Source organism: Chloracidobacterium sp. (assembly GCA_016711345.1).
Taxonomy (GTDB): domain Bacteria; phylum Acidobacteriota; class Blastocatellia; order Pyrinomonadales; family Pyrinomonadaceae; genus OLB17.
Window position 1 is genome coordinate 2,133,173 of sequence record JADJTD010000001.1, and the last position, 26,527, is coordinate 2,159,699.

The following is a 26,527-nucleotide window of genomic DNA, read 5'->3' on the forward strand; positions in this document are numbered from 1 at the left end:
CGAGGTGGCTATCCCGAACAAAGAAAACGGGCACATTTTCGGTGCCCGTAAATTATTGATTTAATTGGCTCCGCAGGTAAGACTCGAACTTACAACCCTTCGGTTAACAGCCGAATGCTCTGCCATTGAGCTACTGCGGAATATGGCTCGCCAAAAGGCGAACTTAAAGAGTAGGAATTTCGCCCGCCAATGTCAAGTTTATTTGCCTTAAGACTTGGGTTTGCTTACTTGCTTTTAAGGGCAGGCGAAATTCGGTTAGAATTAAAAAATGGCAAAAGCAGAGATAAAGACGAAGCAGACGGACGCGAATGTTGAAGATTTTATTAACAGCGTCGAGAATGAAGAGCGGCGAAATGACGCATTTCGGGTGCTGGAGATGTTCAAGCGGATAACCGGTGAGGAACCAAAGATGTGGGGACCGGCGATCATCGGTTTTGGCGACAGCAAGTATAAATATCCGGATGGCCGCGAAATGGATTGGATGATCACCGCTTTTTCCCCGCGAAAACAGAATCTGACCTTGTATGTTATTTGCGACTCGCCAAAACAGCCCGAACTGCTGGCAAAACTCGGCAAACACACTTCCAGCGTTAGCTGTCTTTACATAAAACGCCTTTCTGATGTGGACGAGAAGGTGCTTGAAAAGATCATCACAGACTCCGTCAGCTATACTAAGAAAAACAAGTGATTCTAACTGCGTGTTTTAGGCACTGGCTTGGAACACAACACGAGTCTGGTTCTGACAAATCTTTAGTCGCCACGTATAATCGTTTCTTAAATCAAAATAAGGAGCGAGTCTCTTTTGCAACACGAAACCTTAATAATTCTCGATTTTGGCTCGCAATACACGCAGCTCATCGCTCGGCGTGTGCGTGAGCTGGGTGTTTATTGCGAGATACATCCGTTTCACTTATCGGCGGAGGCTATAGCTGCAAAGCAGCCAAAAGGCGTGATCCTTTCCGGCGGGCCTTCGAGCGTGACGGACGAAGATGCTCCGCGTGTTGCTGCCGATTTTTACGAAAAGATCAAGGTTCCTATTTTGGGTATCTGTTACGGAATGCAGCTTGTCGCAGTCGATCTCGGCGGTACGAGCGAACCGGCGCCGAGACGTGAATATGGACATGCTCAATTAAAAGTTTTGAGTGGAACAACCGCTTTATTCAACAAACTTCCTTTCGAACTCGACGTCTGGATGAGCCACGGCGATCATGTAACTCATCTGCCTGAAGGCTTTCAAACAACAGCGACCACCGGCGATGTTATCACCGCAATTGAAAATCCCGAACGCGGTATTTACTGCGTTCAGTTTCATCCGGAGGTCACACACACGCCGCTTGGGAAAGAGATCTTAAGGAATTTCATATTTGAAATTTGTAATTGCAGAGGCGATTGGACGCCGGCTCAATTTATTAAGGAAGAGATAGAAAAGACCCGCGGGATCGTCGGGCCGACCGGCAATGTCGTCTGCGGTTTGTCGGGCGGAGTTGATTCGACCGTTGCGGCAGTGCTTGTCCACGAAGCGATCGGCGATCGGCAGACGTGCATATTCGTAAATAACGGATTGCTTCGTTGCAACGAATTCAAAGACACGTTGCAGCTTTACAAAGACAATCTTCACCTGAACGTTACAGGCGTTGATGCATCTGCACAGTTTTATGAGGTGCTCGACGGCATCGTCGATCCGGAACTCAAGCGTAAAGCGATCGGCGGTAAATTCATCGACGTTTTTGATGCCGAAGCTAAAAAGATTGGCAATGTGAAATGGCTTGTACAAGGCACGCTTTATCCTGATGTGATCGAATCAGTATCGGTTCGCGGTTCTTCCGTCACCATCAAGTCTCACCACAATGTCGGCGGCTTGCCTGAAATGATGAACCTCAAGCTCGTCGAACCGCTTCGAGAGCTATTCAAAGACGAAGTGCGGCTGATCGGCAAAGACCTCGGCATCCCGGATGAAATTCTGCTGCGTCACCCATTTCCCGGCCCAGGACTCGGCGTGCGTATTTTGGGCAACATCACCGTGGAAAAGGTTGAGCTGCTTCAAAAAGCCGATCTGATACTCCGCGAAGAGTTAAAGAACTTCGGCATTTACAACGATGTCTGGCAGGCCTTTGCAGTGCTGCTGCCGATACAATCTGTAGGAGTAATGGGCGATTTCCGCACATACGAGAAAACAGTCGCATTGCGAGCCGTTACTTCGACCGACGGCATGACCGCCGATTGGGCACGCCTGCCGCACGATTTTCTCGCAAAGGTTTCATCCCGGATCACATCAGAGGTTAGAGGTGTAAATCGCGTCGTTTACGACATCTCCTCCAAACCGCCGAGCACTATCGAGTGGGAATAGATCGCCAGATATGATCGATACGGAGACAATTGTTGAATTCCGCAGTGTCGGTTACTCGATCGACGGCACAAGAATAATTGATGATTTAAGTCTTGCAGTCGTAAAAGGCGAGGTTCTCGTCCTGCTCGGCGAATCAGGCTGCGGCAAAACCACCACACTAAAATTGATCAACCGCCTTATTCAACCGACACACGGCGATGTTCTTGTCGAGGGCAGACCGACCTCAGATTGGGACGCGATCAAACTTCGGCGTCATATTGGATACGTGTTGCAGGACGGCGGCCTTTTTCCTCATTTTAACGTGGCCGAAAATGTCGCTCTTGTTCTGCGGCTTGAAAATTGGGATGAAGATCGTAAGCAGAAACGAACCACCGAAATGCTCGACCTCGTCGGACTCGATCCCGCAAAATTTGCCGACAGATATCCACATGAACTTTCCGGCGGTCAGCGTCAACGCGTCGGCGTTGCTCGTGCATTGGCCTCCGATCCCGGTCTGCTGCTGCTCGATGAACCTTTCGGCGCACTCGATGCAATTACGCGAACAAATCTGCAAAAAGAATTCGCACGCCTTGTGCGGGAGCTTGGCAAAACAGGCGTCTTCGTCACACACGACCTGCACGAAGCAATGCTTCTCGGAACGCGGATCGCGCTGATGGATAAAGGAAAGATATTGCTGATTGATTCGCCTGAAAACTTTAAAAGGTCGGATTTGCCGCTCGCAAAGGCTTATCTTGAGACTGTGACATTGTGAGTTTTTTGGATTTCCTTAGACAAAACTGGCCAGAGTTGCTCACATTGACCCGCGAGCATATGTTCCTTGTCCTATTTTCGACCGGTGCAGCGATTTTGATCGGTGTTCCGCTTGGTATTCTATTAACTCGCACCAAATCACTTCAAACTCCAATACTCGGCTTTGCCAACATAATGCAGACCGTGCCGAGCCTTGCTCTTTTTGGTTTGCTTATCCCCATACCATTTATCGGCGGCATCGGCGCTCGGACGGCGATAATTGCACTTGCTTTGTATGCTTTGCTTCCTGTAATTCGCAACACTGTGACTGGAATTCTCGGTATCGATCCGAAGACACGTGAGGCGGCGGTCGCGATGGGCATGACCGATTGGCAGCAGTTGAAGCTCGTCGAACTGCCGCTTGCGATGCCGGTAATGCTGACCGGAATTCGCGTCGCGGTCGTGATTTCGGTCGGCGTTGCGACGGTCGCAGCGGCGGTCGGTGCCGGTGGTTTGGGAACTTACATATTTCGCGGCCTGCGTCAAAATGACAATAATTTGCTGCTCGCTGGTGCGTTAGCTTCGGCGATACTTGCTTTGCTATGCGATTTTGCACTAGGGCAATTTGAAAGGTCGTATGCGATCGGCGAGAGATCATCGTCTCGAAGAAGATTTCTCGGCTTGGGAGTTACCGCCATTTTGCTAGCAATTGTAGCAGCCGGTTCGTTTTCAAATTTCAGATCTGAGATCTCAAATTCCGAATTTGCAAGCCAAAATAAAAAGGTCATTGTCGGCTCGAAGGATTTTACCGAATCACTTATCTTGGCTGAGATACTAGCTCAAATGCTTGAGAAAAAAGGCGTTAACGTCCAACGGCAGTTCGAGCTTGGCGGAAATCTTGCGCATGACAGCTTGCTTTCAAAGCAGATCGACGTCTATCCCGAATATACAGGCACGGCGTACACGGCAATCCTAAAACACAAGCCGATCACCGATCCGCAGGCGGTTTATGACCAAACCAAGGCCGAGTATGCCGATAAATTCAAACTGACGGTGAGCCCGCAACTCGGATTCTCAAACGATTTCGCGATCCTCGTTCGCGGCGAAGTGGCAAGGAGAAACAACCTTAAAACCATTACCGACGCCGTTTCAATGGGCAGAGATTGGCAAGCCGGATTTGGACAGGATTTTATGTCGCGCGCCGATGGTTATGCCGGATTTGCTAAGGCTTATGGCTTCAGTTTTGCCAAACAGCCGCGTGAAATGGACCTTTCGCTGACCTATCGGGCGTTACATTCCGGCGAACTCGACATCATCGCCGGCAACTCGACCGATGGGTTGATCGCGGCTCTCGATCTTTACCAATTGGCAGACGATAAGCACTATTTTCCGCCGTATCAGGCTGTTTTTATTGCCAGGCAGGACTTGACAGAAATTCTGGACGAAACCTTCGAAAAATTGAGAAATGCTATCTCTACCGAAGAAATGCGGCGGCTAAATTACGAGGTTGACGGCAATAAACAGACGCCCAAAGACGTAGCGTCAGAATGGCTGAAAGAAACGAATTTTTAGTTGTTGGTTATGCGAGCGATAATTATGGAATCAGATTATCAAATAGTTCTCAAAGGGATGTCGGATGAAATCGCATCTATAGTCAGTGAGGCTGTCGCAAAAACAATCCATAATATTGAATTAGCAAATGAGAACCTCGATTTACGACGGATTGAGCGCATAATAATTTGCACCGACTTTGCAGGAGAGCTTCAAAACTTGTCAGCTTCGACCGCGTCTGGAAATCCGATAACTCACACAAGTGAGGAGTACGCTACGGCGGTCGCGAAAGTGCTCCTTCTTCCTAAGAATGGTGATTTCGAAATAGTTCCAGTCATAAATGCAAACATAATTGCAATTCTGGGCTTAGGCGATCAAGAGAAGGATAGTGACGCAATTGATTACGTTACTCATCTATTACATCACGAACTATGTCATGTCCACGACGATAACAAGAAGATTGATGCCTATCGGGACGATATGCTCAGGACTAGTTATGTTGGCAAGGACATGTTCATCAGACCGCTTGCAGAGGTGAGCTGGTCAGAATATGTCGCTAACCGTCTATCGTCTCAATCAGCCACAACAACCGCAATCGAACTAATGACATCAAGCTTTATTGATGCATTGGATAGAACAAAAGTACTTGTTGATGCTGAAATTAAAGCCTATCGTCATCACGCTGATCTCGAACGACTCTTAGTTTTTTTTCAACGGCACGGCGAATTTTTGGTGAAAACGGCATCCTATGTTCTTGGATATGTTGATGGACTCCAGAAGCCGTTAGAGACGCTCTCGCCGATCGCTTCAAAGAGAATTTCGGGGTCTTATTTTGAAGAAACCTGGCAAGGGCTCCATGTTTCACTTAACGATATGTACAAAGAGTATCCTGGGAACTGGAAGGATTTGACAGTGTATGACGAGCTCACAGCAGTACTTGAAACATACTACGACAATATGGGGTTAGTGTTATCGACAACCGCTGACAATCAAGCGTATTTGAATGTTCCATTTCGATAAATAGAATTATTCGGTAATGGGTCTGAACCATTACCGAATAATTAGCTTGCTTATTTACTAAAAACCTGTAATATAAGAGTTTGATAATTCCGTATCTCATTCATCGACGGTAAACTCGCCTATATGTTTAGGCGTAATAGATAGTTCGAGAAACGGTTCGTTTATAACTGTTAGAAGTGGTTCCTGAAAAGGTATACCTCTCGAACGTAGGTTCCTTCCTTGCTACCGTTACACTGAAGATCACTCCGCGTTAGTACTTCTTATTACATCCTGAAGACTCGTTTTGAGTCCAACTCTGTTGGCTATCCGTTTGTGTATGCGCATGTTGCATGTACTGTAGACGAAATGCCCGCTGAGTGTGTGGACTTAAGAACTATAGTAGTTTTTTAGTGATCTGAGATATTTAATTACAAATGACTTTTAAAGATTTAGGCTTGCTGCCGTTTTACACGGACAAATGCGAGCAATTGGGTTACACAGAACCTACACCCATTCAAAAACAGGCAATTCCGGTGCTCTTGCAGGGCGGAGACATCATCGCTTGTGCCGAGACCGGCACCGGCAAAACAGCGGCCTTTCTTTTGCCGATACTGCAAATGCTTAGCGAAAATAAGGGTAAGCCGGGAACTAAAGTTCTCGTTCTTTCGCCAACGCGCGAGCTTGCCAACCAGACCGAGGCTGCTTGCCGTGAGTTCGCACCAAAGGGCATTACATGCACGGCGATCATCGGCGGAGCTGGTTACAAACGCCAAATAGACAGCCTCAAACGCGGTGCAAATATAATTATCGCGACGCCGGGCCGACTGATCGATTTTATGGATCAGGGCTTGATCAATTTCAGCGGCCTTACACATCTGGTTTTAGACGAGGCCGACCGCATGCTCGATATGGGCTTTTTACCGTCGATCAAGCGTATCGCTAAGGTCATACCGACAAAGCGTCAGACGCTATTCTTCTCGGCAACAATGTCGCCTGAGATCGAGCATATCGCGTACGCAATGCTGAAAGATCCGACCTTTATCGAAGTCAGCAAACGAGGCAGCGCCGCCATTCTTGTCGAACAGACGGCATATCCGGTCGCTCAGCAATCGAAAATGCCATTGTTGCTCGATTTGCTCGATAAGGAAGATTTTGACCGAGTGCTTGTATTTACTCGCACAAAACGCGGTGCCGACCGTATTGCACACATTTTGGAAAAGCGTGAGCATAAATCGAACCGCATCCACGGTGACCGCTCACAGTCGCAGCGCGAAGCCGCTCTTCGCAGCTTCAAATCGGGCCATACCAACGTTTTAGTCGCCACAGACGTGGCCGCACGCGGCATCGATATAGATTCGGTGTCACATGTGATAAACTATGATATACCGGAGGCACCAGAGGATTACGTCCACCGTATTGGCCGTACAGGTCGTGCCGGTAACAAAGGGCGGGCGATCACGCTGTTTACGATTGCAGAAGAGCATTCGATGCGTGCTATTGAAAAATTAACGGGCCAAAAGGTCGAGCGTGTCGTGCTTCCTGATTTTGGAGGCCACAATTTCGCGATAGCCGCTCCGACAAAGAAGGTTAGCGGACGCGGCGGGCGAAGTTATCGCTCATTCGGTCCGCGACGCGGCAGATAACCTAGTTTAATGGATGAAGACGCTTAGACAAGCGTTCGAGAGGTTAAATATATGGCAGCTAAAGTTAAAGCTGAAGTTTATACAGTAGATCAATCAGTCGAGATGATGTGCTCGGCTTGCGATTTGGAGCAAAATCACAAGATCCAGAGCGTTACTAAGCAAGGCAAGATCACTAGTGCGATCTGCGAAACTTGTGAAACGGTCAGTAAATTTACTCGTGGTGTAAAAACCTCGCTCTCAATGGGAACGAGCAAAAATGCATCACCTTATGACCGTATGCGTAAATACCGCAAAGGACAGGCGATGACCCACGACAAATTCGGTCGGGGCGAAGTAACAGCCGTCATCGAACCGCAAAAGATCGACGTCCTATTCGGCGATCAGACGCGTCGGCTTATACACTCTCAGGATTAATTTGATCCGGTAAATCAGTAAGGCTGTCAGGAGACATTAAAAACCTCCTGACGGTCTTTTTTCGTGTTGAAATCGAGGAAAATTGATTTTACGTATCGTTTGATCAACCTTCCAGCTTGCTTCTTCCCTGAATCGTTACAGGTGCGTTGGGCGAGCAGCAGACATCGACAAGTCTTTTGCGATCACGTTCCATTTCCTTATCTTGGTCCAGCATCTTCAATGTAACCGCAAAAACTTCTGCCGCGGCTTTATCGGTTGGCTCGGTCAGACGGTAATGCATCCATTTGCCGTCACGACGACCTGTGACGAGTGACGCACGTTTTAGATATGAAAGGTGGCGTGAAATTTTTGGATTATTCGTTCCTAGCGTTTCCGCAAAAAAACATACACAGACCTCGCCGTTCCGCATTAGATTGATAAGCCGCAGCCTCGTACGGTCGGCTAAAGCTGCGAAAAATAGTTCTGCATCAAAGCCATTTTCTGTCGCCATAAAAAAATTATAGCACATCACAATTACGTCTTGACATAATTGTTTTTCTGATATATCGTTGAAATACAATTACGGTTAGACGTAATTGATATTTCGGTAGGAGTGAAATTATGACGACGATCAATACATTAAAAGCACATCTGGCCCTCAAGGTAAAAAACGTTGAAACCAGCCTCGAGTTTTACAAAAAGATGTTCGGCATCGAGCCGAGCAAGGTCCGCACGGGCTACGCAAAGTTTGACGTGCAAAACCCGCCGCTCAACTTTACACTCAATCAATCAGCGTTTGAAGGTCATGGAGCCTTGTCGCATCTCGGCATTCAGGTAGCTGGAACTGAGGACGTTCTCGCAATGAAAAATCGCTGGGAAGAATTAGGCCTCGTTCCGCGCGAAGAAATGCAGACAACGTGCTGTTACGCGCTTCAGGACAAGGCTTGGGTGCAGGATCCGGACGGCAACGAGTGGGAAGTTTTTGCTGTACTAGAAGACAACCTCGGCGAAGAAGCCCGGAAGAGTGCAGACGCAACGTGCTGCACGCCGAGCTTTACAAACATCGGCGGGAAGAAACAGGAAGTCGCAACTGCCTGCTGCTAAACGACAATGCAAAAGCAAAATATGAATCGTGGAATGAGTTTCGAAGAGCTTCGCCGCCTGCGATCGGGTCAGCCCGAAAAGGAAAAACGCGGCGGCAAGCTTTTCGAAACCGATTGGGAAGTTTTCGTTGCTAGATACAACGAAAACACGGGCAAATAGGATAGTCGCACATTCTGCTGTGAAGGTGCCGTTTCGTAGGTGTAGATAATGTCTGCTGACAATTGCAATCCCGCAGCGCGGCTCTCGTTTTTGGACAGATACCTGACGCTTTGGATCTTCGGGGCGATGTCTCTCGGCGTGATAACCGGCTATCTATATCCGGCCGTCGACGGCGTCATAAATCGCTTTAATGTCGGGACGACAAACATCCCGATCGCGATCGGATTGATCCTGATGATGTACCCGCCGCTCGCCAAGGTGCGTTACGAAAATCTCGGCGAGGTTTTTCGCAATACCAAAATACTCGGCCTTTCGCTCGTTCAGAACTGGGTCATCGGACCTGTCCTGATGTTCGCATTGGCGATCATTTTCCTTCGCGATCAACCGGAATATATGGTTGGCCTGATCATGATCGGCATCGCCCGCTGCATCGCAATGGTCATCGTCTGGAACGAGCTGGCTCGCGGCGACAGTGAATACGCCGCCGGACTCGTTGCATTCAACAGCGTCTTTCAAGTGCTCTTTTACAGCGCTTATGCCTGGGTATTTATCACCGTGCTGCCGCCGTATTTCGGCGTACAGGGCATCGCTGTCGATGTGAGCATCTGGCAGATCGCCCAGAGCGTTTTCGTTTATTTGGGCATACCGTTCATTGCCGGAATGTTGACGCGGTTCTTTCTCATAAAGGCAAAAGGCAAAGCTTGGTATCACGACAAATTTATCCCGCGTATCAGCCCGCTCACATTGGTTGCATTGTTGTTTACGATATTTGTGATGTTCAGCCTGAAGGGAAATCTGATCGTCCAATTGCCGCTCGATGTTGTGCGTATAGCGATACCGCTGCTTATCTATTTTGTAGTGATGTTCCTCGTCAGTTTTTACATGGGGCGAAAGGTCGGAGCGGATTACTCAAAAACGGCGACGCTTTCATTCACGGCAGCGAGCAATAATTTTGAGCTGGCTATTGCCGTTGCGGTGGCCGTGTTCGGGATCAATTCGGGAGTCGCGCTGGCAGCGGTGATCGGGCCGCTCGTCGAGGTCCCGGTTTTGATCGGCCTTGTGAATGTCGCACTCTATTTCCAAAAACGTTATTTCATCGCAGAGGCTTAAGAAAATGACAAAAAAACGAGTCCTGATACTCTGCACCGGAAACTCAGCCCGCAGCCAAATGGCCGAAGGCATTTTGCGTCATATCGCAGGCGACAAATACGACGTGACGAGCGCCGGAACCATAGCAAGTTTCGTTCGTCCGCAAGCCATCGCTGTAATGAACGAGATCGGCATAGACATTTCTGCTCATCGCTCAAAATGCCTCGATGAATTTCTCGATCAACATTTCGACTACATCATCACCGTCTGCGACAACGCCAACCAAACCTGCCCCGCCTTCCCCGGCAACGCAGAGCGCATCCACTGGAGCTTCGAAGACCCCGCCGAAGCACAAGGTACAGAAGAACAAATTCTAGATGTTTTTAGACGAGTGCGGGACGAGATCTTCCAACGAATGAGAGCAGAGAGTAACCTCGCTCTGTGACGTCCGAGTTTTGATGGACATCTAATATATAGATTAGCAAAAAAACAAAAAAGGCTGCCTTTTAGGACAGCCTTTGTTGCCCATTTTCTTTTCGTTATTTTCTGCCACCGCGGAACAGTAAACCGAGCACCAGGCCGACTGCGGCTGAGATGAGGATCGTTTGACCGGGCTTTTGCCGTGCAAATTCTTTAGCGTCCTCGATAAGTTCCTTCGGGTCTTTGCCCTGAAGCTCCTTGAACTTGTCGCCTGCTGCCGTAAACTTATCGTTTGCAAAATCCTTTGCTTTTGCGGCCGCGTCCTGTAACTTTTGCCCGTATTCTTGTGCCTGCATCTTTATATCTCCTAGAAATTCGTCGTCTGTGACCTTTTCCGTCTCGTTCACGATCGGAACGAGCCCTTGTTCCAATTCCTGTTCCGCCTTTTTAACTTCTGCTTCAAATTCCGACATATTAGACCTTCCTCCAAGTAATAATATCTGCAAGTAATGCGACATTTCCGATGATATCAGCCGCTTGATAGTTGTAACGTATTTGCCGGAATAAAGGTTCGCCTTTTCGGTTTTTGTGATGTTGGTCACTTTTTCGGTTGACAACATTATTCTCAAAATGCGAATCTAGTCAAAATAGTAAGTGCTTACTAACTTACGAAAGGGGAATTTTTGATCAAAGATCTATTCAAATGTGACCACGCCGGACGGATGAAAGGCGACGAACGGCGCGAGCAGATATTGCAGACGGCCGTAAATCTCTTTTCACAACGCGGTTTTAAGGGCACGACGACGAAAGAGATCGCAAGAGCGGCGGGCGTTTCCGAGGCGATGGTCTTTCGCCATTTTGCTACCAAGGACGAGCTTTATGGAGCGATCCTCGACAACAAAGCTTGCGCGGACGGCGTTCATAAATTTCCGTGGGAAGCGAATGAAACGCTCCAAGAAGCGATAAAGCAAAAGGACGATTTCGCCGTATTTTACAACATTGCCATTGATGCAATGAATAAACACCAAGCGGACGAGGGCTTTATGCGGTTGCTGTTCTATTCCGCACTTGAAGAACATGTATTGGCTGAGCGTTTCTTTCACGATTTTATCGAAAGGGTTTATGAGTTTATCGGCGGTTATATTACCCAACGGCAACGTGACGGTGCGTTTCGAGAACTAAATCCACGCATCGCAGTCCGGGCATTTTTAGGAATGCTGATACATCACTCGCTTAACAACATTTTGTGGGATAAAAAGCGTGTCATTTTGAATATTTCCAACGAGGAAGCTGCGAAAAACTTTGCTGAGATACTGCTGAGGGGCATTCGGGCCTAGACCCGGAAAGACAGTAAACATGAAGAGAAATCAACGAAAATTTCTTCCATTGGCCATCATCACTTTGATGGCGGCGCTCATAATTTCGGGCTGCGGTTCGCGGACAAATTCGGCAAATGCGAATTCGGCAAACACACAGCCGACCATCGTCGATGTAACAACGACACAGGCGGTTGTTGAGCAAATACCGACGTATTTCGAGGCGACGGGAAATCTCGCCAGCGACGCTCAGACAGATGTTGCACCAGCTGTTGCCGGCAAGATCCTTGAAGTTAATTTTGACGTCGGCAGCTTTGTGACAAAGGGCAGCGTGCTTGTACGGCTCGATCCGCGCGATGCTCAAATTCGGCTTGAGCAGGCTGAGGCACAGGTCGAACAGCAAAAAATGGCGGTCGAGCAGTCGATCGCGGCACTCAGACAGGCGCAGATCAGGCTCGGTTTGAAGGACGGCGAGAAGTTCGACATAGCGACCTTTTCACAGGTCAAATCCATCACCGCTCAGCTCGTCCTGGCGGAAAAGGAATTGACACGTGCCGAAAAACTTTTCAACTCCGGCGATGTTTCTAAATCTTCGCTAGATCAACGGCGTTCGCAGCGTGACGCTTTGCTAGGGCAGCTTGACGAAGCTCGTTCGACGGCGGCAGTTGCGGTGAGGGCAATCAATTCGGCAGAGGCCGCGGTGGCAACGGCAAAATCCGGCGTTGCAACCGCCCAAACACAAGTCGAACAGGCACGAAAAGGCGTGACCGATACTGCCATCTACGCACCGATCAGCGGCTATGTCTCAGAGCGTGTTGCCGACCCCGGCGAATACATCAGCCCGAGCGCTCCGAACACAAAGATCGCTACGATCTTACGCACATCGCCGCTTCGATTAAAGATAGACGTTCCCGAGGCATCCATCGGCAAGGTCGCTGTCGGACAAGGCATCTCGCTTCAAACAAGCGCATATCCTGACCGCAATTTCGCCGGAAAAGTCGCCCGCATTTTGCCGAATCTTAATGTTTCAGCCAGAACGTTGACGGTCGAAGCTGAGGTAGCAAACAGCGATGGCTTGCTCAAGCCCGGCCAATTTGCGGTCGTGCGGATCACTCAATCAAAACCCGAAAACGCGGTTATGATCCCGGTTTCAGCGGTGTTGGCCGATGGTGACGCAAACAGCATTTTTGTCATCAAAGACGGAGCCGCACGTCAGATCTTCGTCCAAACAGGCCTTTTGGAAAATGGAATGATCCAAGTCAAATCAGGCGTAGCCGAAGGTGACATGATCGCAACAAGCAATCTGAACGCATTAACTGATGGTGTTCTTGTAAGGCAAACGAACTAGGGGTTAAGAAGTATGCAATGGCTTGCTGAAGTTTGTGTAAAGCGACCCGTTTTCGCCACGATGTTGATCCTTTCGCTTGTGGTGGTCGGAGCATTTTCGTTTTTCAGCCTCGGAGTCGATCTGTTTCCAAAGATCGATTTCCCGACGATCACGATCACGGTCGTAAATCCGGGCGCTTCGCCGCAGGAAATAGAGACAGAAATTACGGATAAAATTGAGGAAGCCGTCAATACAATCTCAGGTATAGATGAGCTGCGTTCAACTTCTATCGAAGGAATTTCTCAAGTATTTGTTGCCTTTGTTCTCGAAAAAGACGTTAACGTTGCGGCACAGGAAGTCGAGAATCGAGTCCAGACAGTTATTCCAAATCTGCCAGAGACAGCAAAACAGCCTACGGTACAAAAGCTCGATACGGACGCCGCACCTGTTCTAAGGATCTCAATATCCGCACCGACATCGCTGCGAGAGGTTACCGAGATCGCAAAAGATAGGGTCAAGGAACGTATCGAATCCGTCAACGGCGTTGGCCAGATCACGATCATCGGCGGACAGGAACGGCAGATCAACGTTTGGGTCGACCCAGACAAAATGCGTTCTTACAACGTAACAGCCGCCGAAGTATCCGCCGCATTGCGTATCCAGAATATGGAATTTCCCTCTGGCCGCATTGATGAGGGACAGACCGAAACGGCTATTCGTACAGTCGGAAAGATACAAAAACCAGAGCAGTTCGATGATGTCGTTGTCGCTACACGCGGCGGCTATCAGGTAAAGGTTAAAGATCTTGGCTACACAGAGGACGGCGGAGCAGAGGTTAGATCCGAGGCACGTTTAAATGGTCAGCCTGCGGTAACTCTGATCGTTTCAAAGCAATCGGGACAAAATACGGTCGCCGTAGCTCGTGAAATTAAATCGCGCCTAAAAGAAATTGAAACAACGCTTCCTAAAGGCTTTCAAATGCGTGTTATCGGCGACAACTCGATCTTTATCGAGAATTCACTGCATGCGATCGAGGAGCACCTAATAGTTGGCTCGATCCTCGCGTCGATCGTCGTTTTCTTTTTTCTGTGGAGTTTCCGCACGACATTTATTGCTGCATTGGCTATCCCGACATCCATCATCTCAACGTTTGCCCTCGTTTACGTAATGGGCTATACGCTCAATTCGATAACGATGCTTTCGCTTACCCTTATGGTCGGTATCGTTATCGATGATGCGATCGTGGTGCTTGAGAACATCTATCGGTTTGTCGAAGAAAAGGGAATGAACCCGTTTCAGGCCGCGATAGAAGGTACGCGCGAGATCGGCCTCGCGGTCCTCGCAACGACGCTTTCGCTGATGGCAGTTTTCGTGCCGATCGGATTTATGCAGGGCATCGTCGGCAAGTTTATGTCGTCGTTCGGCCTCACAGCATCTTTCGCGGTTGGTGTTTCGCTGATCGTGTCGTTTACGTTAACGCCGATGCTCGCTGCACGCCTAATTAAACCGAAAAAGGAAAAACCCGAGACTGACCTCGACAACATCAAGGTGGATCCCGAGCACGCGATCAAAAAGACCGACAGCCATTACACCGGCTGGTTTCGTAAGGTCGATGAAGTTTATGCGTGGATGCTGCGATTTTCGATGGGTCATCGATGGGTCATCATCACGCTTGTTGTTCTCGTTTTCTTGAGTATCGTTCCGCTGTTTATGCTCGTAGGCAAAAACTTTTTGCCGGTCGATGACCAATCGCAGTTTGAGGTATCCGTCAGAACGCCGGAGGGAACAAGCCTATCATCCTCGTCACAGTCATTCGAGCGGATCGCTGCGGAAATTCGCAAAATGCCGGGCGTTACGGATACGCTTGCGACAGTCGGCGGCGGACAGCAGCAAGTTGTTAATGCAGGAACTATTTATGTGAAATTGAGCGACGTCGGAACGCGGGCTAAGTCACAGGAAATGATGATGGCCGAGGCTCGCGAGGTTCTCACAAAATTTCCGGAATTACGAACCAGCGTCCAGATCGTTCAGGCATTTTCCGGCGGCGGTTTTCGAAATGCCAACGTCCAATTCCTTATCTCCGGCCCGGACATCAAGGTCCTCGAGGAAACTTCGCTAAAGATCATGGCGAAAATGAAGACAATTCCTGATGCCGTTGACGTTGATACGACGCTCATCTCAGGTAAGCCTGAATTGCAACTCGAGGTTGACCGCGACACTGCAGCAGACCTCGGCGTTAGAGTCGGCGATGTCTCGCAAGCTCTCAACACGCTCGTCGCGGGACAAGAGGCGACTACGTTCAACGCCGGCTCGGACCAGTACGATGTTTATGTTAGAGCGATCAATTCGTTTCGCACTAGTGAAGAAGGTTTGAAGCGAATGATCGTTCCCTCAGCCAAGCTCGGCTGGGTCACGCTTGATCGCGTCGTCAAGACCAAACCAGGAACCGGTCCGAGCGCGATCGACCGAACCAATAGACAAAAACAAGTGACGCTGCTCGCCAATACAAAACCGGGAGGCAGCGCTGCAAGCATCACCTCGGCGATCGACAGTTACGTAAAGGAACTTAAACTTCCGGCTGGTTACTATACGGGCTACGTTGGACAGTCGAAGGAAATGGGCAAGGCCGGTTTTTACTTTTTGCTCGCGTTTATGCTGTCTTTTATTTTCATGTATATCGTTCTGGCCGCACAGTTCGAATCGTTCATCCATCCGGTGACGATCCTGCTGACGCTGCCGCTTTCGATACCATTCGGCATCTTCAGCCTTTTGGTGATGGGCCAGACAGTTAACATCTTTTCGGGCCTCGGTTTGTTGCTGCTCTTCGGCGTGGTTAAAAAGAACGCAATTTTGCAGATCGACCATACAAATCACCTGCGTTCACAGGGCATGAATCGATACGACGCGATCATCCAGGCAAATCGCGACCGTTTGCGACCGATCTTGATGACGACTATCGCTCTTGTGGCAGGCATGATACCGCTTGTCGTTTCGACCGGTGCAGGATCGGGAACCAATCGCTCTATCGGCGTTCTGGTGGTTGGTGGACAGACGTTGTGTTTGCTGCTGACATTGCTTGCCGTGCCGGTGTTTTATTCGATATTCGATGATCTTGCGGAATTGCGGCTGTTCAGATACGTCAACCGCTTTGCAGCTTGGCTGTTCGGCGGAGCCAAACGCCGGTTGTCGCGAGCAACAACCTCGATTTTTACCAAACAACAATAGGCCGACCCAAATCAATATGCACCGGCATTTATATATTTTTGTATTTTTAGTGTTCGCCGTGACGGCAACGCAGCCCTTGGCCCAAGCCCCGTCACCAACTTCCGTCGTCGACGCTCAAAACGTTGCCCCCGAAGATATTAGAGGTGTTCCTGCGATCGCTGTTGACTACCGCTCTAACATCCGAACCCTGCCGGATTTAGGCCGTGTCGGCGTGGACATGACCGACCAAAAATCGCTCACCTTAAATGAGGCACTGGCACTCGCTTTAGAAAACAATCTCGATATCGAAGTAACGCGGAAGAATGTTCGTATCGCCAAATATGATCTCGATGGAGCCCGCGGCGTTTTTCAGCCCAGGCTCGCCGGGCAATCATATTATGAGAGCTCTGCATTGCCAAATATCAACTTTTTCTCGCCGACGACGAGATTGACTAACGGCGATTCGTTCATCGGAAACTCCGGAATACAAGCATATATCCCCAAATTCGGAACGTCTTACAGCGTCACGATGAATAATCAGCGGTTTACAACTGATAATCCACTTACGGTTATCAGCCCCCAATACAACTCAAGCCTTTCATTCAATCTCACACAGCCATTGTTTCGCGGACGAAAATTCGATCAAGGGCGTCGGGCAATAGAGATTGCGAAGCGAAATATTTCGTTGACCGACACGCAATTCAAGCAGCGTTCTATCGAGGTGGTCGCAAATGTACAGCGGGCATATTGGGACCTGACATACGCACTTCGGAATCTACAGGTACAGCGTGACTCCGTGCGGGACGCAAAGAGCCAACTCGAACATAACCGTAGGCTGGTCGATGAGGGCCAATTGGCTCCGATCGACATCGTCGCGGCGGAGACGCAGGTTGCGAATTTTGAACAGGCTGTTTACGACGCTCTGAACGGCGTCAACCTAGCCGAAAACAGTCTTAAGAACCTGATCTCACCAGATCGTAACAACCCCATCTGGAGCGAATCGCTCACTCCGGTCGATCCTGTCGAACTATCAGTGCCTATCACGACATTAACCGAAGCTATCGATACGGCTATACAAAACCGGCCTGAGTTAGAGATAAACAAGACTCAAAAAGAGATTAACGCGATCGATCAGCGATTTTTCCGCGAACAGAAAAAGCCGCAGATCGACCTTATCGCAAGCTACTCGTCGAGCGGTGTCGGCGGCAGCCTTAACCCAAATTCTTCTAATCCCTTGCTTCGTGGTTGTGCTGAGGACCCGACGACGCCGGAATGCGTTGCGGCCGCACAGGCGCTTCAGGCGTTGCTCCAAAATGTGGGGGGCGGCGGAACGGCGGTCTCTGATATATTTAGGAACAAATATCCGACCTACCGTGTCGGGCTGCAATTTAACATCCCGCTCTTTGGCGACAAATCTTCGCGTGCACAATACGGAAGGTCGCTCGTCGAGGGTGAACGCCTTGAAACGCAGCGTGAGCAGGCCGAGCAAACCATACAAGTCGAGGTGCGAAATGCCCTGCAGGCGATCAGAACAAGCGAAGGGCGTCTAAGAGCTGCTGCCGTGGCCCGCGAAAATACAGCCAAGCAATACGAATCAGAACAGCGTAAGCTCGACTCAGGACAGTCCGACATTTACAAAGTTCTCGAACGCCAGACAGCACTTGCCGCTGCAAAAAGCAATGAGCTAAAAGCCCGGACCGATTTGAATAAAGCTATTGCCGATCTTCAGCGGGCAACCGGTAACTCACTGAGAGCAAACAATATCGAGCCTAAATTGGAAAAATGAAGGCAGTTTATATTACGCAATTTGGCGGATTGGAGAATCTAGAGATCCGCGAGGTGCCCGATCCTCCTTCACCAAAAGCAAATCAGGTCCGCGTCCGCGTTCGTGCGGCTGGATTGAATCGGGCAGATCTACTGCAGGTTCGCGGTGCTTATCCTCCGCCACCTGGTTATTCGCCAAACATTCCGGGTCTTGAGTATGCCGGAGAAGTTGCCGCCATCGGCGATGACGTAAAAACATGGTCGGTCGGTGATCGCGTTTTTGGAATTGCTGCTGGCGAAGCACAGGCAGAGTTTTTACTAACAGATCAGAGTTTGTTGGCTCCCATTCACGCTGATCTGGGTTTTGCCGAAGTCGCTGCCGTCCCCGAAGCGTTTATTACAGCGCACGATGCTATCTTTACGCTTGGCGATCTCAAACAAAGCGAAACCTTGCTCATTCACGCAGTTGGTTCCGGCGTCGGCCTCGCGGCGTTACAGCTTGCAAAGGCAAAAGGCTCTTTTGTGATCGGTACTTCGCGCACTTCGGATAAGCTGGATCAGTGTCGCAAATTTGGTCTTGATGAGGCGATAGCAACAGGCGAGAAAATAGATTTTGCCGAAAATGTTAAAGAACTGACCAATGGCAAAGGCGTCGATGTAATACTTGACCTGGTCGGCGCAGCATATTTTCAGCAGAATTTGGCGAGTATGGCCGTAAAAGGCCGATTGGTGTTGGTTGGCCTGACATCGGGAGCAAAGGCTGAGTTCAATCTCGGTATGGCTTTGCAAAAGCGCCTGAGAATTATCGGAACGGTGCTTCGGTCCCGCACCAGCGAAGAAAAGGCTGAAGCGGTAACTAAGTTTGCTGATGAGGTCATCCCGTTGTTTGAAAATGGCTCGGTAAAACCTAATTTAGATCGCGTCTATTCTTTTGTGGAAGTTCAAGAGGCATACAAGTATCTAGAGTCTAACAGGAGCTTTGGCAAAGTCGTGCTTGAATTTTAGTCGTGTAAATTCATACCGTTCTGCCGTCTTCTGCTAGAATGTTAGGTCGGTATGTTTTACAGAGAAACTATCTTCATCACCGGTTTCCCCGGTTTTATTGCCAGCCGTCTTGTGGAAACCCTCGTCGGCAGCGAAACTCAATTTTATTTACTCGTCCAACCGCAGTTTGTTGAAAAGGCGATGATCGAGATCGAGCAGATTGCTGAGATCACTGACGTTCCGCTGGACAGTTTTGTACTTGTAGAGGGCGATATTACTCAGCCTGACCTGGGCATTTCAGAAGAAGACCTCGAAACGATCCGTTTCGAAACGACGGATATTTATCATCTTGCCGCCGCCTACGATCTTTCGGTGTCAAAACATGCCGCTTATGACGTAAATTTGATGGGCACCAAAAACGTCAATAATTTCGCCCTCACGGTAAAACATCTGCGCCGGTACAATTATGTTTCGACTTGCTACGTTGCCGGTAAACGCGAGGGCGTCATTCTCGAAAACGAGCTTGAACATGAAGCAGGCTTTCGCAATTTTTACGAAGAGACAAAATTCCTGGCCGAGGTTGAAGTTGAGAAACTGAAGCGTCATCTGCCTGTAACGATCTATCGCCCGTCGGTCGTCGTTGGTGACTCACTAACCGGCGAGACGGCAAAATATGACGGCATTTATTATCTAATAAATTATTTGCGCCGTGCTCCGTGGCTCTTTCGCGTTCTCAATGTCGGCAACCCAAAGGTCAGGTTAAATCTTGTGCCTGTCGATTTTGTGGTCGATGGTTTAGCGGCACTTGGGCGAGATAAACGTGCGATTGGAAAGACTTTGGCGTTTGCCGACCCAAATCCTCTTACGACCGATGAGCTTTTTGACACGATAGCCAGAGAAATGACCGGACGAAAGTCCGAATTCAAACTGCCAAAACAAGTCGCCGAGTGGTTCCTTCATACCGGCATCTCACCCGCTATTACCGGCCTGCCGCATCACGGCGTGCCGTATTTCTTTATCTCACAGACCTACGACACTGCCGTCGCCGACGAACTGCTGCTCTCGCACGACCTGGTCTGTCCGCGTTTTACAAATTACGTCGGTAACCTACTCGATTTTGTCGAAGAAAATCCAAAACTCTGAAGTTGCCGGAAGCAGGAAATCGTGTTGCACAGATAAAATCTCAAACCTATTACGCAAAGTTTCGTATAATCATTGTGATCTGTGTTTATGAGCGGGTCAGGATATTTGAAAGACAAGTGATCTGCCTCTAAATTCACCGGGTTGCATTTCGGCGACATTTTAGAAACACGTCTTTACGGATCTTGTAAGATCAATATTTACAAAGTTTAAGGCGTCTATGCACGTTGTAGATTATCACAATGTGGACGAAAAACTTTTTTTCAAAAATCATGGAACGCGGGCAGAATACGACGGTAACTGTATTATGCACAACATTTACAGCGTTCCACATAGATGTGGAACGGTGTGGAACGATGGAACGGCGTTTTGGATGAAAGAACGGTGGGACAGTTTCAACACTCGGGTTGTCGGGGGCATACTTAGCGAGGGGCTTGTGCATCAAACTTTTACAATGAGGCTCATCAAAATAGCTGTTTTTATCTTCGCTTGTGCTGCATTTGCGTCTGCCCAGAGCGGGCGTGTGCAACAGACGCCGACGCCGCCTTCGGGTGACGACACGATCAAGGTTTCTACCGAAGAGATCAAGCTCAACGTGCTTGCCTTTGACGATAAGGGAAATTTCTTTCGCGATGTGACGGCAAACGACATTGTGATATCAGAAAACAACATCCTGCATCAGCCCGCAAGCGTTCGCCGTATGCCGGCAAATGTGTTGATCGTCATGGACACAGGCGGCGAGATGCGGAGCGTGAAGTCGCTCGACAAAACACGCACCATTGCTCGCGGAGTTATGGAAAATTTGCGATCAGGTGATTCAGTTGCCGTTTTGCAGTATAGCGACAAGGCAGAGATAGTTGCTCCGTGGTCAAATGACAAAGTTCAGATGCTTGACGCACTAAAGCGGACGAAATTTGGCCGGCGTTCAATGTTCGTAGATGGCCTAAAGCTTGCTACCGAGTATCTTTTGAAAAGCGGACTTGATAACAAACATCTCGTGCTGATCACCGACGGCTCCGATAGCGGCAGCAGATCGTCCGCAAAGTTTGAAGCCATGCAGCGACTGCTTGCGACCGATATCAGCGTTCACGTTTTGAGCTATGCCGCGATGGAACTTGCCGATATCGAGCCGCGAACAAAAGGGATTTCAAATTCGCCGCCGCCAAAAGCGATGCCTGACGAAGTTGCCGCCCAATTGCCAAACGGTGCTCGCGACGTGATGACAGCGCCAAAAATGAAGAGCATCAATCTTGACCGAACACTGATCAAGAAAATGAAGGCGCGCAAAACCGACCTTGAAGTAAGCAGTCAGCTGCTTGAAAATCTCGCTGCAAACACCAATGGCGAATTCATCTCGCCCGACAGTGTCGATGAACTTATCGAGAAAACGGGGCTCGTCGCCCGCATGATCGATTTAGTATATGTCGTGACCTATGCGCCAAAGGTTCCGGTCGTTGACACTCGCGGCATCGCCGAAAGAAACATCGACGTCACATCAAAACGCCCCGGCCTCGTCGTTGTGGCACGTAGAAAGCTCGTGATAAGTACCATAATGAAATAAAGGCCCAGCTTCACTTTTCGGAAGTTTTTATATAGATTTGCAGAAATGAGAAATTTCTTAGCCATTGTAGTAAGCATATTTGTGTTTTGTATGTCAGCTTTTTCTCAGACAAGCGAGAAAATAGCATGTCCGAGCATCTTTGTGTACGGACCTGCGGGTATCGTTAATACCGGTGACATTGCTTCATTTACAGCGAATGTTGGTTTAGGAGGAGAAAAATACAATCTCAAATACACTTGGTCGGTCAGTGCGGGAGACATCGTTTCGGGACAAGGAACCGATTCTATTTCAGTTCGGGTTCCGGAACGAGAGAATTTAACCGTCACGGTGGAAGTTGATGGGATGCCCGACGAGTGTGAAAAAACCTCTTCCGAAACACAGGGTTGTGGTTTGAAAACGCCGGAAGCAATATTAGTTGATGAATTCAGGGGGTCAATTGAAAAAGTTTCTGGTGATCGCCTTGTAAAAATAGTTGAGGCAGCCAAATCACAACCTGATGCACAGCTCTACATTTTTTTGTCTGGTTCTGCTAAAAATACAACGAGATCATTAAGGCGTAAAATGGTTGCAATAGCTAATGGATTAAAACAACTGCACGACCGACAAATAACATATGTAACACTTACCAAGAACAACGATATTGCCATTGTCTGGCTCGTGCCTCCAGGAGCGTCGCTGCCAATTCCGTAATCAATAAAGCAAAGAAACTTGGAAGTAGAGGTCTTTTTATTACCGAGAAAATTAGTTTTGTATTTAGTAAGAAAGGAGATAAATATATACATGTCAACAGCAACAGGAACCGCGACGGAAAACACCGTCACAATGGCAAAGGTCGGGCAACCGGCACCGGATTTTAACATGCCTTCGACCAAGAACATGGAAACGCTGGGCGATAACGTCAAGCTTTCTGATTACAAAGGCAAGTGGCTGATCATGATGTTCTACCCGCTCGATTTTACCGGCGTTTGTTCAAGTGAGCTTGTCCATTTTTCAAATCGTTTTGAAGAATTAAACAGCATCGGTGCCGAGGTTTTGGGTGTTTCGACCGACTCAGTCTATTCGCACCGTGCGTGGACAAAAGCACCGGCGGATCAGAACGGCATCGGCGATATCAAGTACCCAATTGCTTCCGACCGCGGCGGCAGACTCGCGCGGCAATACAACATTCTGCTCGAAGATCCGAACATCGCTCTTCGAGGACTGTTCATAATCGATCCCGAAGGCGTACTTCAGTATTCAGTGGTTCACGCGATCAATATTGGACGTTCGGTAGATGAGACGCTTCGAGTATTGCAGGCTCTGCAGTCAGGCGGATTTTGCATGGCAGACTGGAAGCCTTAGGAAGGGCTTCTATGAGTGCAATCAATGTAGATATTCCAAACGGAGCCACTTAGTTTGTCCCGAACAAACTCCCAGTGATTGGTGTACGATAGCCGGAATGAGATCATGACCCTCACCTCATCTTTTCCGAAGACAATTTGTCGTTCTCTAACCGAATCAACCCAAGTTCCGCCTTTGAACTCCAATTGGGGCAGGTTGTCTAAGAAGAATTTGTGCACCTCATCAAACGAGCGGGAAGTTTTATAGTAATTTGAATACCAAGCGTGCTGACTCCCAGTGCGTTGCCCCCACTGAGTGTCCAAATGTGTAAAATCATCTGGAATTGGAATTTGTTTGCAGACAGCCTGAGCAGTAAGTACTCGATCAGCTGTGATTTCAGATTCAGAGTAGATTTCCGGCCATAAGAACTTGCTAACAAGTATTACTATAAGGATGGCAAATGCAATTAGACCAAAGCCGATCCCAATTTTTCCGTTAATGTTCCAAATTGACCTAAGTAATTGCTTAATTCGCACGGAGATTTTCCTCTACCCAGCTTTCAAAGGGTTTTGATCTCTTGATTTGACCTATATTAGAGGTCGGCTGGTAAAAACCAAATAGAAAATATAGACGCTCGCAAGGATTGAAGCTACAAGAATAGCGATCAGCAATCCGATCAGGCCGAACACAAAGATGTAATCGCTCGTTTTGCCTTTGCCGTGACCGGCAGCGCGAGTGCGGATCAGGTCCATGTTTTGCTTGTTGGCCTTCCACACAAAATCGAAGGCATCGCCGATGAATGGAATAACTCCAACCGCATAATCGAGGCCGATATTAAATGCCATCCGCAGCAAAGTGATCTTAGGCACACCGTAACGAACGCCTGCGAGCAGTATGTAAAATGATGCAAAAGAGGTAAGTGTATCGCCGACATTTGGAATAAGGCCGATCAATGCATCAAGCCCGAATCTCCAGCCGGTTCCAGGCACGCGGAACAATCCGTCGAGATAAAACGAAAGATCATCGAGGCCTTTTTCAACCTCGATCTGTTTTTGTCTTTCTATCTCAGGCATATGAACTATGGCTTATCGTTGACCGGAACGCCGCCCTCTTCTTCTACCTCTTCCATTGGTTTCGGCTTTGGTTGTTTGGGCGGTGCCTTTTCTCCGATTATTTTTACAGAAATGATCTTATCGCCTCGCACGATATTATCTACGACTTTCATGCCGATTTCGTTCACATGGCCGAAAACGGTGTAACCGCCGTCGAGATGAGGCTGCGGTGAATGCGTGACGAACCACTGCGATCCGCCGGTGTCTTTGCCGGACAATGCCATACCGACGGCACCGCGATCGAACTCTCGAGTGTTGATCTCACAGCGTATCGACCAACCCGGACCGCCGTTTCCGTCGCCGCGCGGGTCGCCGTCCTGCATTACAAAATTCGACACGACGCGATGAACTTCGACGCCATTAAAATAATCATCGCGGGCGAGCTTAATAAAATTATCGACCGTAAGCGGCGCGTCTTCAGGATAAAAGTCTATAGTGAACGCACCTTTCTCAGTCGTAACGATCGCCTTGACCGTACCGTTCTTACGCGAAACTGCGCGGCGATAATCTGCTTCATTGCTCAGCATCTGGCCAAGCATTGTTCCGTAGGCTGCCGTGTAAGGACGGACACGGTTCGTGCCTTTCGCGATGGATTGCTCAACCAAAGCCGCGACATCGGGCGATAGTTTTTGAAGCTCTTTGTCCGACAGCAGATCGAGAGCTTTCTTTCGCGTAACGTAATCTGCTGAGTTCAAAGCTGCGAGCAACACTTCAACGGATTCTTTTTTGTCGAGTTTGAAAAGAGCGTCTAGGATAGCGAGCCGAGCATCGTTATACTCCTTATCCGCAATCGACCATCGGCCCCACGATTGTTTGAGTGCAGTGATATTCTCTTTTGATGCCAGGCGTTCAGCCATTAGCTCTGCCGCCGTCGTTCGGACAAAAACATCATTGTTCGCAAGCCGCATACGCAGGAAAGCGTCGAGGTCTTTTGTCTTAAACTGCGCAAAAGCTCGAATAAAATCCGGGGCAGCGAGAAGGTTTTTCTTGTCTTCGTCAGAGTAAAACCTTGACGGTGTATCGGGCATCCCTAGACGCCTAGCTCCACCCACGGTTGTGTACGCCGTTGAAAGTCTGTCGGCCATTCGCCTAAGCAATACCGGTGCTGCATCACGCATTTTTTTTACTTCTTCGTTTCTCGGAAAAACGTTAGCCAACTCGCCAGCGACTTGTGCTGTAGTACTTAAACCCCACGATGTTTTGAGGGCGGTTGGCGAGATCGTGAAATCGCCGGGCTTGACACGCATTCGCGCCACCGATATTTCGGCAGTGTGTCCGTCATCAAGCTTTACAAGCTCATCGAGCAATTTAACCGCTCGCTCGTTTCCGGTGTCTGGCAGAAGTCTGCCAAGGACAGTCGCGATCTCGACAAGCTCATTCTTTTCAACCGGTTGCGCAAATTTAGATCTCTTGTAATCGACTAGAAGTTTCTCGCCGCGTTCAAGCAACCTGTCGGCGGCTTTCGGGTCTTTCAAACTTCCCAAGGAGCGAATGGCCGAAACTCGAACACGCAAATCTACGTCATCCGCCGCGCTTTTTACGAGCGCATCAAGAGCTTTCCTATCTTGGGTAGCACCAAGAACCCTTGCGGCATTTGCTCGGGCGACTGCGTCGGTGTCGGTCGAAAGAATCGTCCTTACCAAAGTATTTGCTTGCGAAGCGCGAAGCCGTACGAGAGTGTTAGCGGCGTCGCCTCGTGTGCGGGCATCTTTGCTCTTGAGAAATTCCGCGGTTAGGAAATCGGTGTCATCAGGCCGCTTACGCTTTGGGTCGTTGCTGCTGGATCTGCCCGCAGCGGTTAGGCCGAGAAGTACGGTCGTGCGGTCTTGTTTCACACCACGACGATTTTCGTCGTCGAGGGTTTTTAGGATCGCCTCGTTGAGCGACTTAGACTTTTCGTCTTTACCATTTGCGGCTGCGATCTTTCCGGCGGCTTCGACAGCTCGAGCGCGAACTAGAGCGGGCGTTTTTGGATCGCTGAGTATTTTTAGTATCGAGTCGGAGCCTTTTATCGATTCGATCTCGCCAAGGCCAAAAGCTGCATTTGCCGCGACGTTTGCCGAGCTGTCAGAAAGCAATGCAGCAAGATCGTCAACTGCCTTTTCCTCACCGATCCTTCCGGCTGCGAGAGCAGCTTTGGCACGCACCGCCGGATTCTTGTCCTGCATCAGATCTTTCAGTGTCTTGTCGTAACGGCGAGCGTCTTCGGCCCTGACGATCTGGACGGCAGTGTTAACAGGTACCTGTGCGTAAGCCGCGATGCTCAGGACGAATAACAGGAAAAAAGCGTTGAGGAAATAGCGTTTCATAGAAAAATGATTTTCCTGATTCTAACCGTCTGAGAGGGTAAAAGCCAAAACCCCGC

24 protein-coding genes and 1 tRNA gene are annotated in these 26,527 nt (G+C 49.0%); 20 read left to right on the forward strand and 5 right to left on the reverse strand.

Going from position 1 to position 26,527, the window contains the following annotated elements; all coding sequences use genetic code 11:
• Positions 1–65: 65 nt before the first annotated feature.
• A tRNA-Asn gene (locus IPL32_08785) sits at positions 66–140 on the reverse strand.
• A gap of 128 nt (positions 141–268) precedes the next feature.
• On the opposite strand from IPL32_08785, the gene IPL32_08790 reads away from it, so the two are divergent.
• The 7 genes from IPL32_08790 (at position 269) to IPL32_08820 (ending at position 7,683) form a co-directional block, all read left to right on the forward strand.
• Entirely contained in the window at positions 269–688 is a 420-nt protein-coding gene (locus IPL32_08790) for a DUF1801 domain-containing protein (GenBank protein ID MBK8465913.1), read from the forward strand.
• Positions 689–802: 114 nt separating this feature from the next.
• A complete protein-coding gene (gene guaA / locus IPL32_08795) occupies positions 803–2,347 on the forward strand; it encodes a glutamine-hydrolyzing GMP synthase (GenBank protein ID MBK8465914.1) in 1,545 nt (514 codons plus the stop codon).
• A gap of 10 nt (positions 2,348–2,357) precedes the next feature.
• Positions 2,358–3,098 carry an ATP-binding cassette domain-containing protein gene (locus tag IPL32_08800; protein ID MBK8465915.1) on the forward strand — a complete coding sequence of 247 codons (741 nt, stop codon included), beginning with the start codon at positions 2,358–2,360 and terminating at the stop codon, positions 3,096–3,098.
• A gap of 59 nt (positions 3,099–3,157) precedes the next feature.
• A complete protein-coding gene (locus tag IPL32_08805; GenBank protein ID MBK8465916.1) occupies positions 3,158–4,648 on the forward strand; it encodes an ABC transporter permease/substrate-binding protein in 1,491 nt (496 codons plus the stop codon).
• 24 nt (positions 4,649–4,672) lie between these two features.
• Positions 4,673–5,647 carry a hypothetical protein gene (locus IPL32_08810; protein ID MBK8465917.1) on the forward strand — a complete coding sequence of 325 codons (975 nt, stop codon included), beginning with the start codon at positions 4,673–4,675 and terminating at the stop codon, positions 5,645–5,647.
• Positions 5,648–6,060: 413 nt separating this feature from the next.
• The gene (locus IPL32_08815) at positions 6,061–7,269 is read left to right on the forward strand and encodes a DEAD/DEAH box helicase (GenBank protein ID MBK8465918.1); all 1,209 of its coding nucleotides are present in this window, start codon (positions 6,061–6,063) and stop codon (positions 7,267–7,269) included.
• Positions 7,270–7,320: 51 nt separating this feature from the next.
• Positions 7,321–7,683, forward strand: coding sequence for a hypothetical protein (locus tag IPL32_08820; protein MBK8465919.1), 363 nt, complete (start codon positions 7,321–7,323; stop codon positions 7,681–7,683).
• Between the two features lie 103 nt (positions 7,684–7,786).
• Here IPL32_08820 and IPL32_08825 read toward each other — a convergent pair whose 3' ends face one another.
• On the reverse strand, positions 7,787–8,173 hold the full coding sequence (locus IPL32_08825; protein ID MBK8465920.1) for a metalloregulator ArsR/SmtB family transcription factor: 387 nt from the start codon (positions 8,171–8,173) through the stop codon (positions 7,787–7,789).
• Positions 8,174–8,283: 110 nt separating this feature from the next.
• On the opposite strand from IPL32_08825, the gene IPL32_08830 reads away from it, so the two are divergent.
• From IPL32_08830 to IPL32_08845, 4 genes are read left to right on the forward strand one after another with little or no spacing between them, the layout of a single operon-like run.
• Positions 8,284–8,766 (forward strand): VOC family protein, encoded by a 483-nt coding sequence (locus IPL32_08830; GenBank protein MBK8465921.1) that lies wholly within the window; start codon positions 8,284–8,286, stop codon positions 8,764–8,766.
• 6 nt (positions 8,767–8,772) lie between these two features.
• Positions 8,773–8,925 (forward strand): hypothetical protein, encoded by a 153-nt coding sequence (locus IPL32_08835; protein MBK8465922.1) that lies wholly within the window; start codon positions 8,773–8,775, stop codon positions 8,923–8,925.
• Positions 8,926–8,973: 48 nt separating this feature from the next.
• Positions 8,974–10,035 (forward strand): ACR3 family arsenite efflux transporter, encoded by a 1,062-nt coding sequence (gene arsB / locus IPL32_08840; GenBank protein MBK8465923.1) that lies wholly within the window; start codon positions 8,974–8,976, stop codon positions 10,033–10,035.
• 4 nt (positions 10,036–10,039) lie between these two features.
• Entirely contained in the window at positions 10,040–10,459 is a 420-nt protein-coding gene (locus IPL32_08845; GenBank protein MBK8465924.1) for an arsenate reductase ArsC, read from the forward strand.
• 94 nt (positions 10,460–10,553) lie between these two features.
• Here the strand turns inward: IPL32_08845 and IPL32_08850 are convergent, their stop codons facing one another.
• Positions 10,554–11,054 carry a hypothetical protein gene (locus IPL32_08850; protein MBK8465925.1) on the reverse strand — a complete coding sequence of 167 codons (501 nt, stop codon included), beginning with the start codon at positions 11,052–11,054 and terminating at the stop codon, positions 10,554–10,556.
• A 63-nt stretch (positions 11,055–11,117) separates the two neighbouring features.
• Between IPL32_08850 and IPL32_08855 the strand changes: the two genes are divergently transcribed.
• From IPL32_08855 to IPL32_08895, 9 genes are all read left to right on the forward strand, one after another.
• Positions 11,118–11,771, forward strand: coding sequence for a TetR/AcrR family transcriptional regulator (locus tag IPL32_08855; GenBank protein ID MBK8465926.1), 654 nt, complete (start codon positions 11,118–11,120; stop codon positions 11,769–11,771).
• Between the two features lie 19 nt (positions 11,772–11,790).
• Positions 11,791–13,098 carry an efflux RND transporter periplasmic adaptor subunit gene (locus IPL32_08860; GenBank protein ID MBK8465927.1) on the forward strand — a complete coding sequence of 436 codons (1,308 nt, stop codon included), beginning with the start codon at positions 11,791–11,793 and terminating at the stop codon, positions 13,096–13,098.
• Positions 13,099–13,158: 60 nt separating this feature from the next.
• Positions 13,159–16,302 (forward strand): efflux RND transporter permease subunit, encoded by a 3,144-nt coding sequence (locus IPL32_08865; GenBank protein ID MBK8465928.1) that lies wholly within the window; start codon positions 13,159–13,161, stop codon positions 16,300–16,302.
• 16 nt (positions 16,303–16,318) lie between these two features.
• A complete protein-coding gene (locus IPL32_08870) occupies positions 16,319–18,067 on the forward strand; it encodes a TolC family protein (protein ID MBK8465929.1) in 1,749 nt (582 codons plus the stop codon).
• Positions 18,064–19,050: an NAD(P)H-quinone oxidoreductase gene (locus tag IPL32_08875; protein MBK8465930.1), complete on the forward strand. Its 987-nt coding sequence runs from the start codon at positions 18,064–18,066 to the stop codon at positions 19,048–19,050. The genes IPL32_08870 and IPL32_08875 overlap by 4 nt, the downstream gene beginning before the upstream one ends.
• A 51-nt stretch (positions 19,051–19,101) precedes the next feature.
• Positions 19,102–20,172 (forward strand): SDR family oxidoreductase, encoded by a 1,071-nt coding sequence (locus IPL32_08880; GenBank protein MBK8465931.1) that lies wholly within the window; start codon positions 19,102–19,104, stop codon positions 20,170–20,172.
• A 241-nt stretch (positions 20,173–20,413) separates the two neighbouring features.
• Positions 20,414–21,730 (forward strand): VWA domain-containing protein, encoded by a 1,317-nt coding sequence (locus IPL32_08885; GenBank protein ID MBK8465932.1) that lies wholly within the window; start codon positions 20,414–20,416, stop codon positions 21,728–21,730.
• A 45-nt stretch (positions 21,731–21,775) separates the two neighbouring features.
• Positions 21,776–22,420 carry a hypothetical protein gene (locus IPL32_08890; GenBank protein ID MBK8465933.1) on the forward strand — a complete coding sequence of 215 codons (645 nt, stop codon included), beginning with the start codon at positions 21,776–21,778 and terminating at the stop codon, positions 22,418–22,420.
• A gap of 132 nt (positions 22,421–22,552) precedes the next feature.
• On the forward strand, positions 22,553–23,071 hold the full coding sequence (locus tag IPL32_08895; GenBank protein MBK8465934.1) for a peroxiredoxin: 519 nt from the start codon (positions 22,553–22,555) through the stop codon (positions 23,069–23,071).
• Between the two features lie 566 nt (positions 23,072–23,637).
• Here IPL32_08895 and IPL32_08900 read toward each other — a convergent pair.
• Complete coding sequence (locus IPL32_08900; GenBank protein ID MBK8465935.1) at positions 23,638–24,123, reverse strand: DUF4112 domain-containing protein; 486 nt, start codon at positions 24,121–24,123, stop codon at positions 23,638–23,640.
• 5 nt (positions 24,124–24,128) lie between these two features.
• Positions 24,129–26,471 (reverse strand): peptidylprolyl isomerase, encoded by a 2,343-nt coding sequence (locus IPL32_08905; protein ID MBK8465936.1) that lies wholly within the window; start codon positions 26,469–26,471, stop codon positions 24,129–24,131.
• Positions 26,472–26,527: the final 56 nt, after the last annotated feature.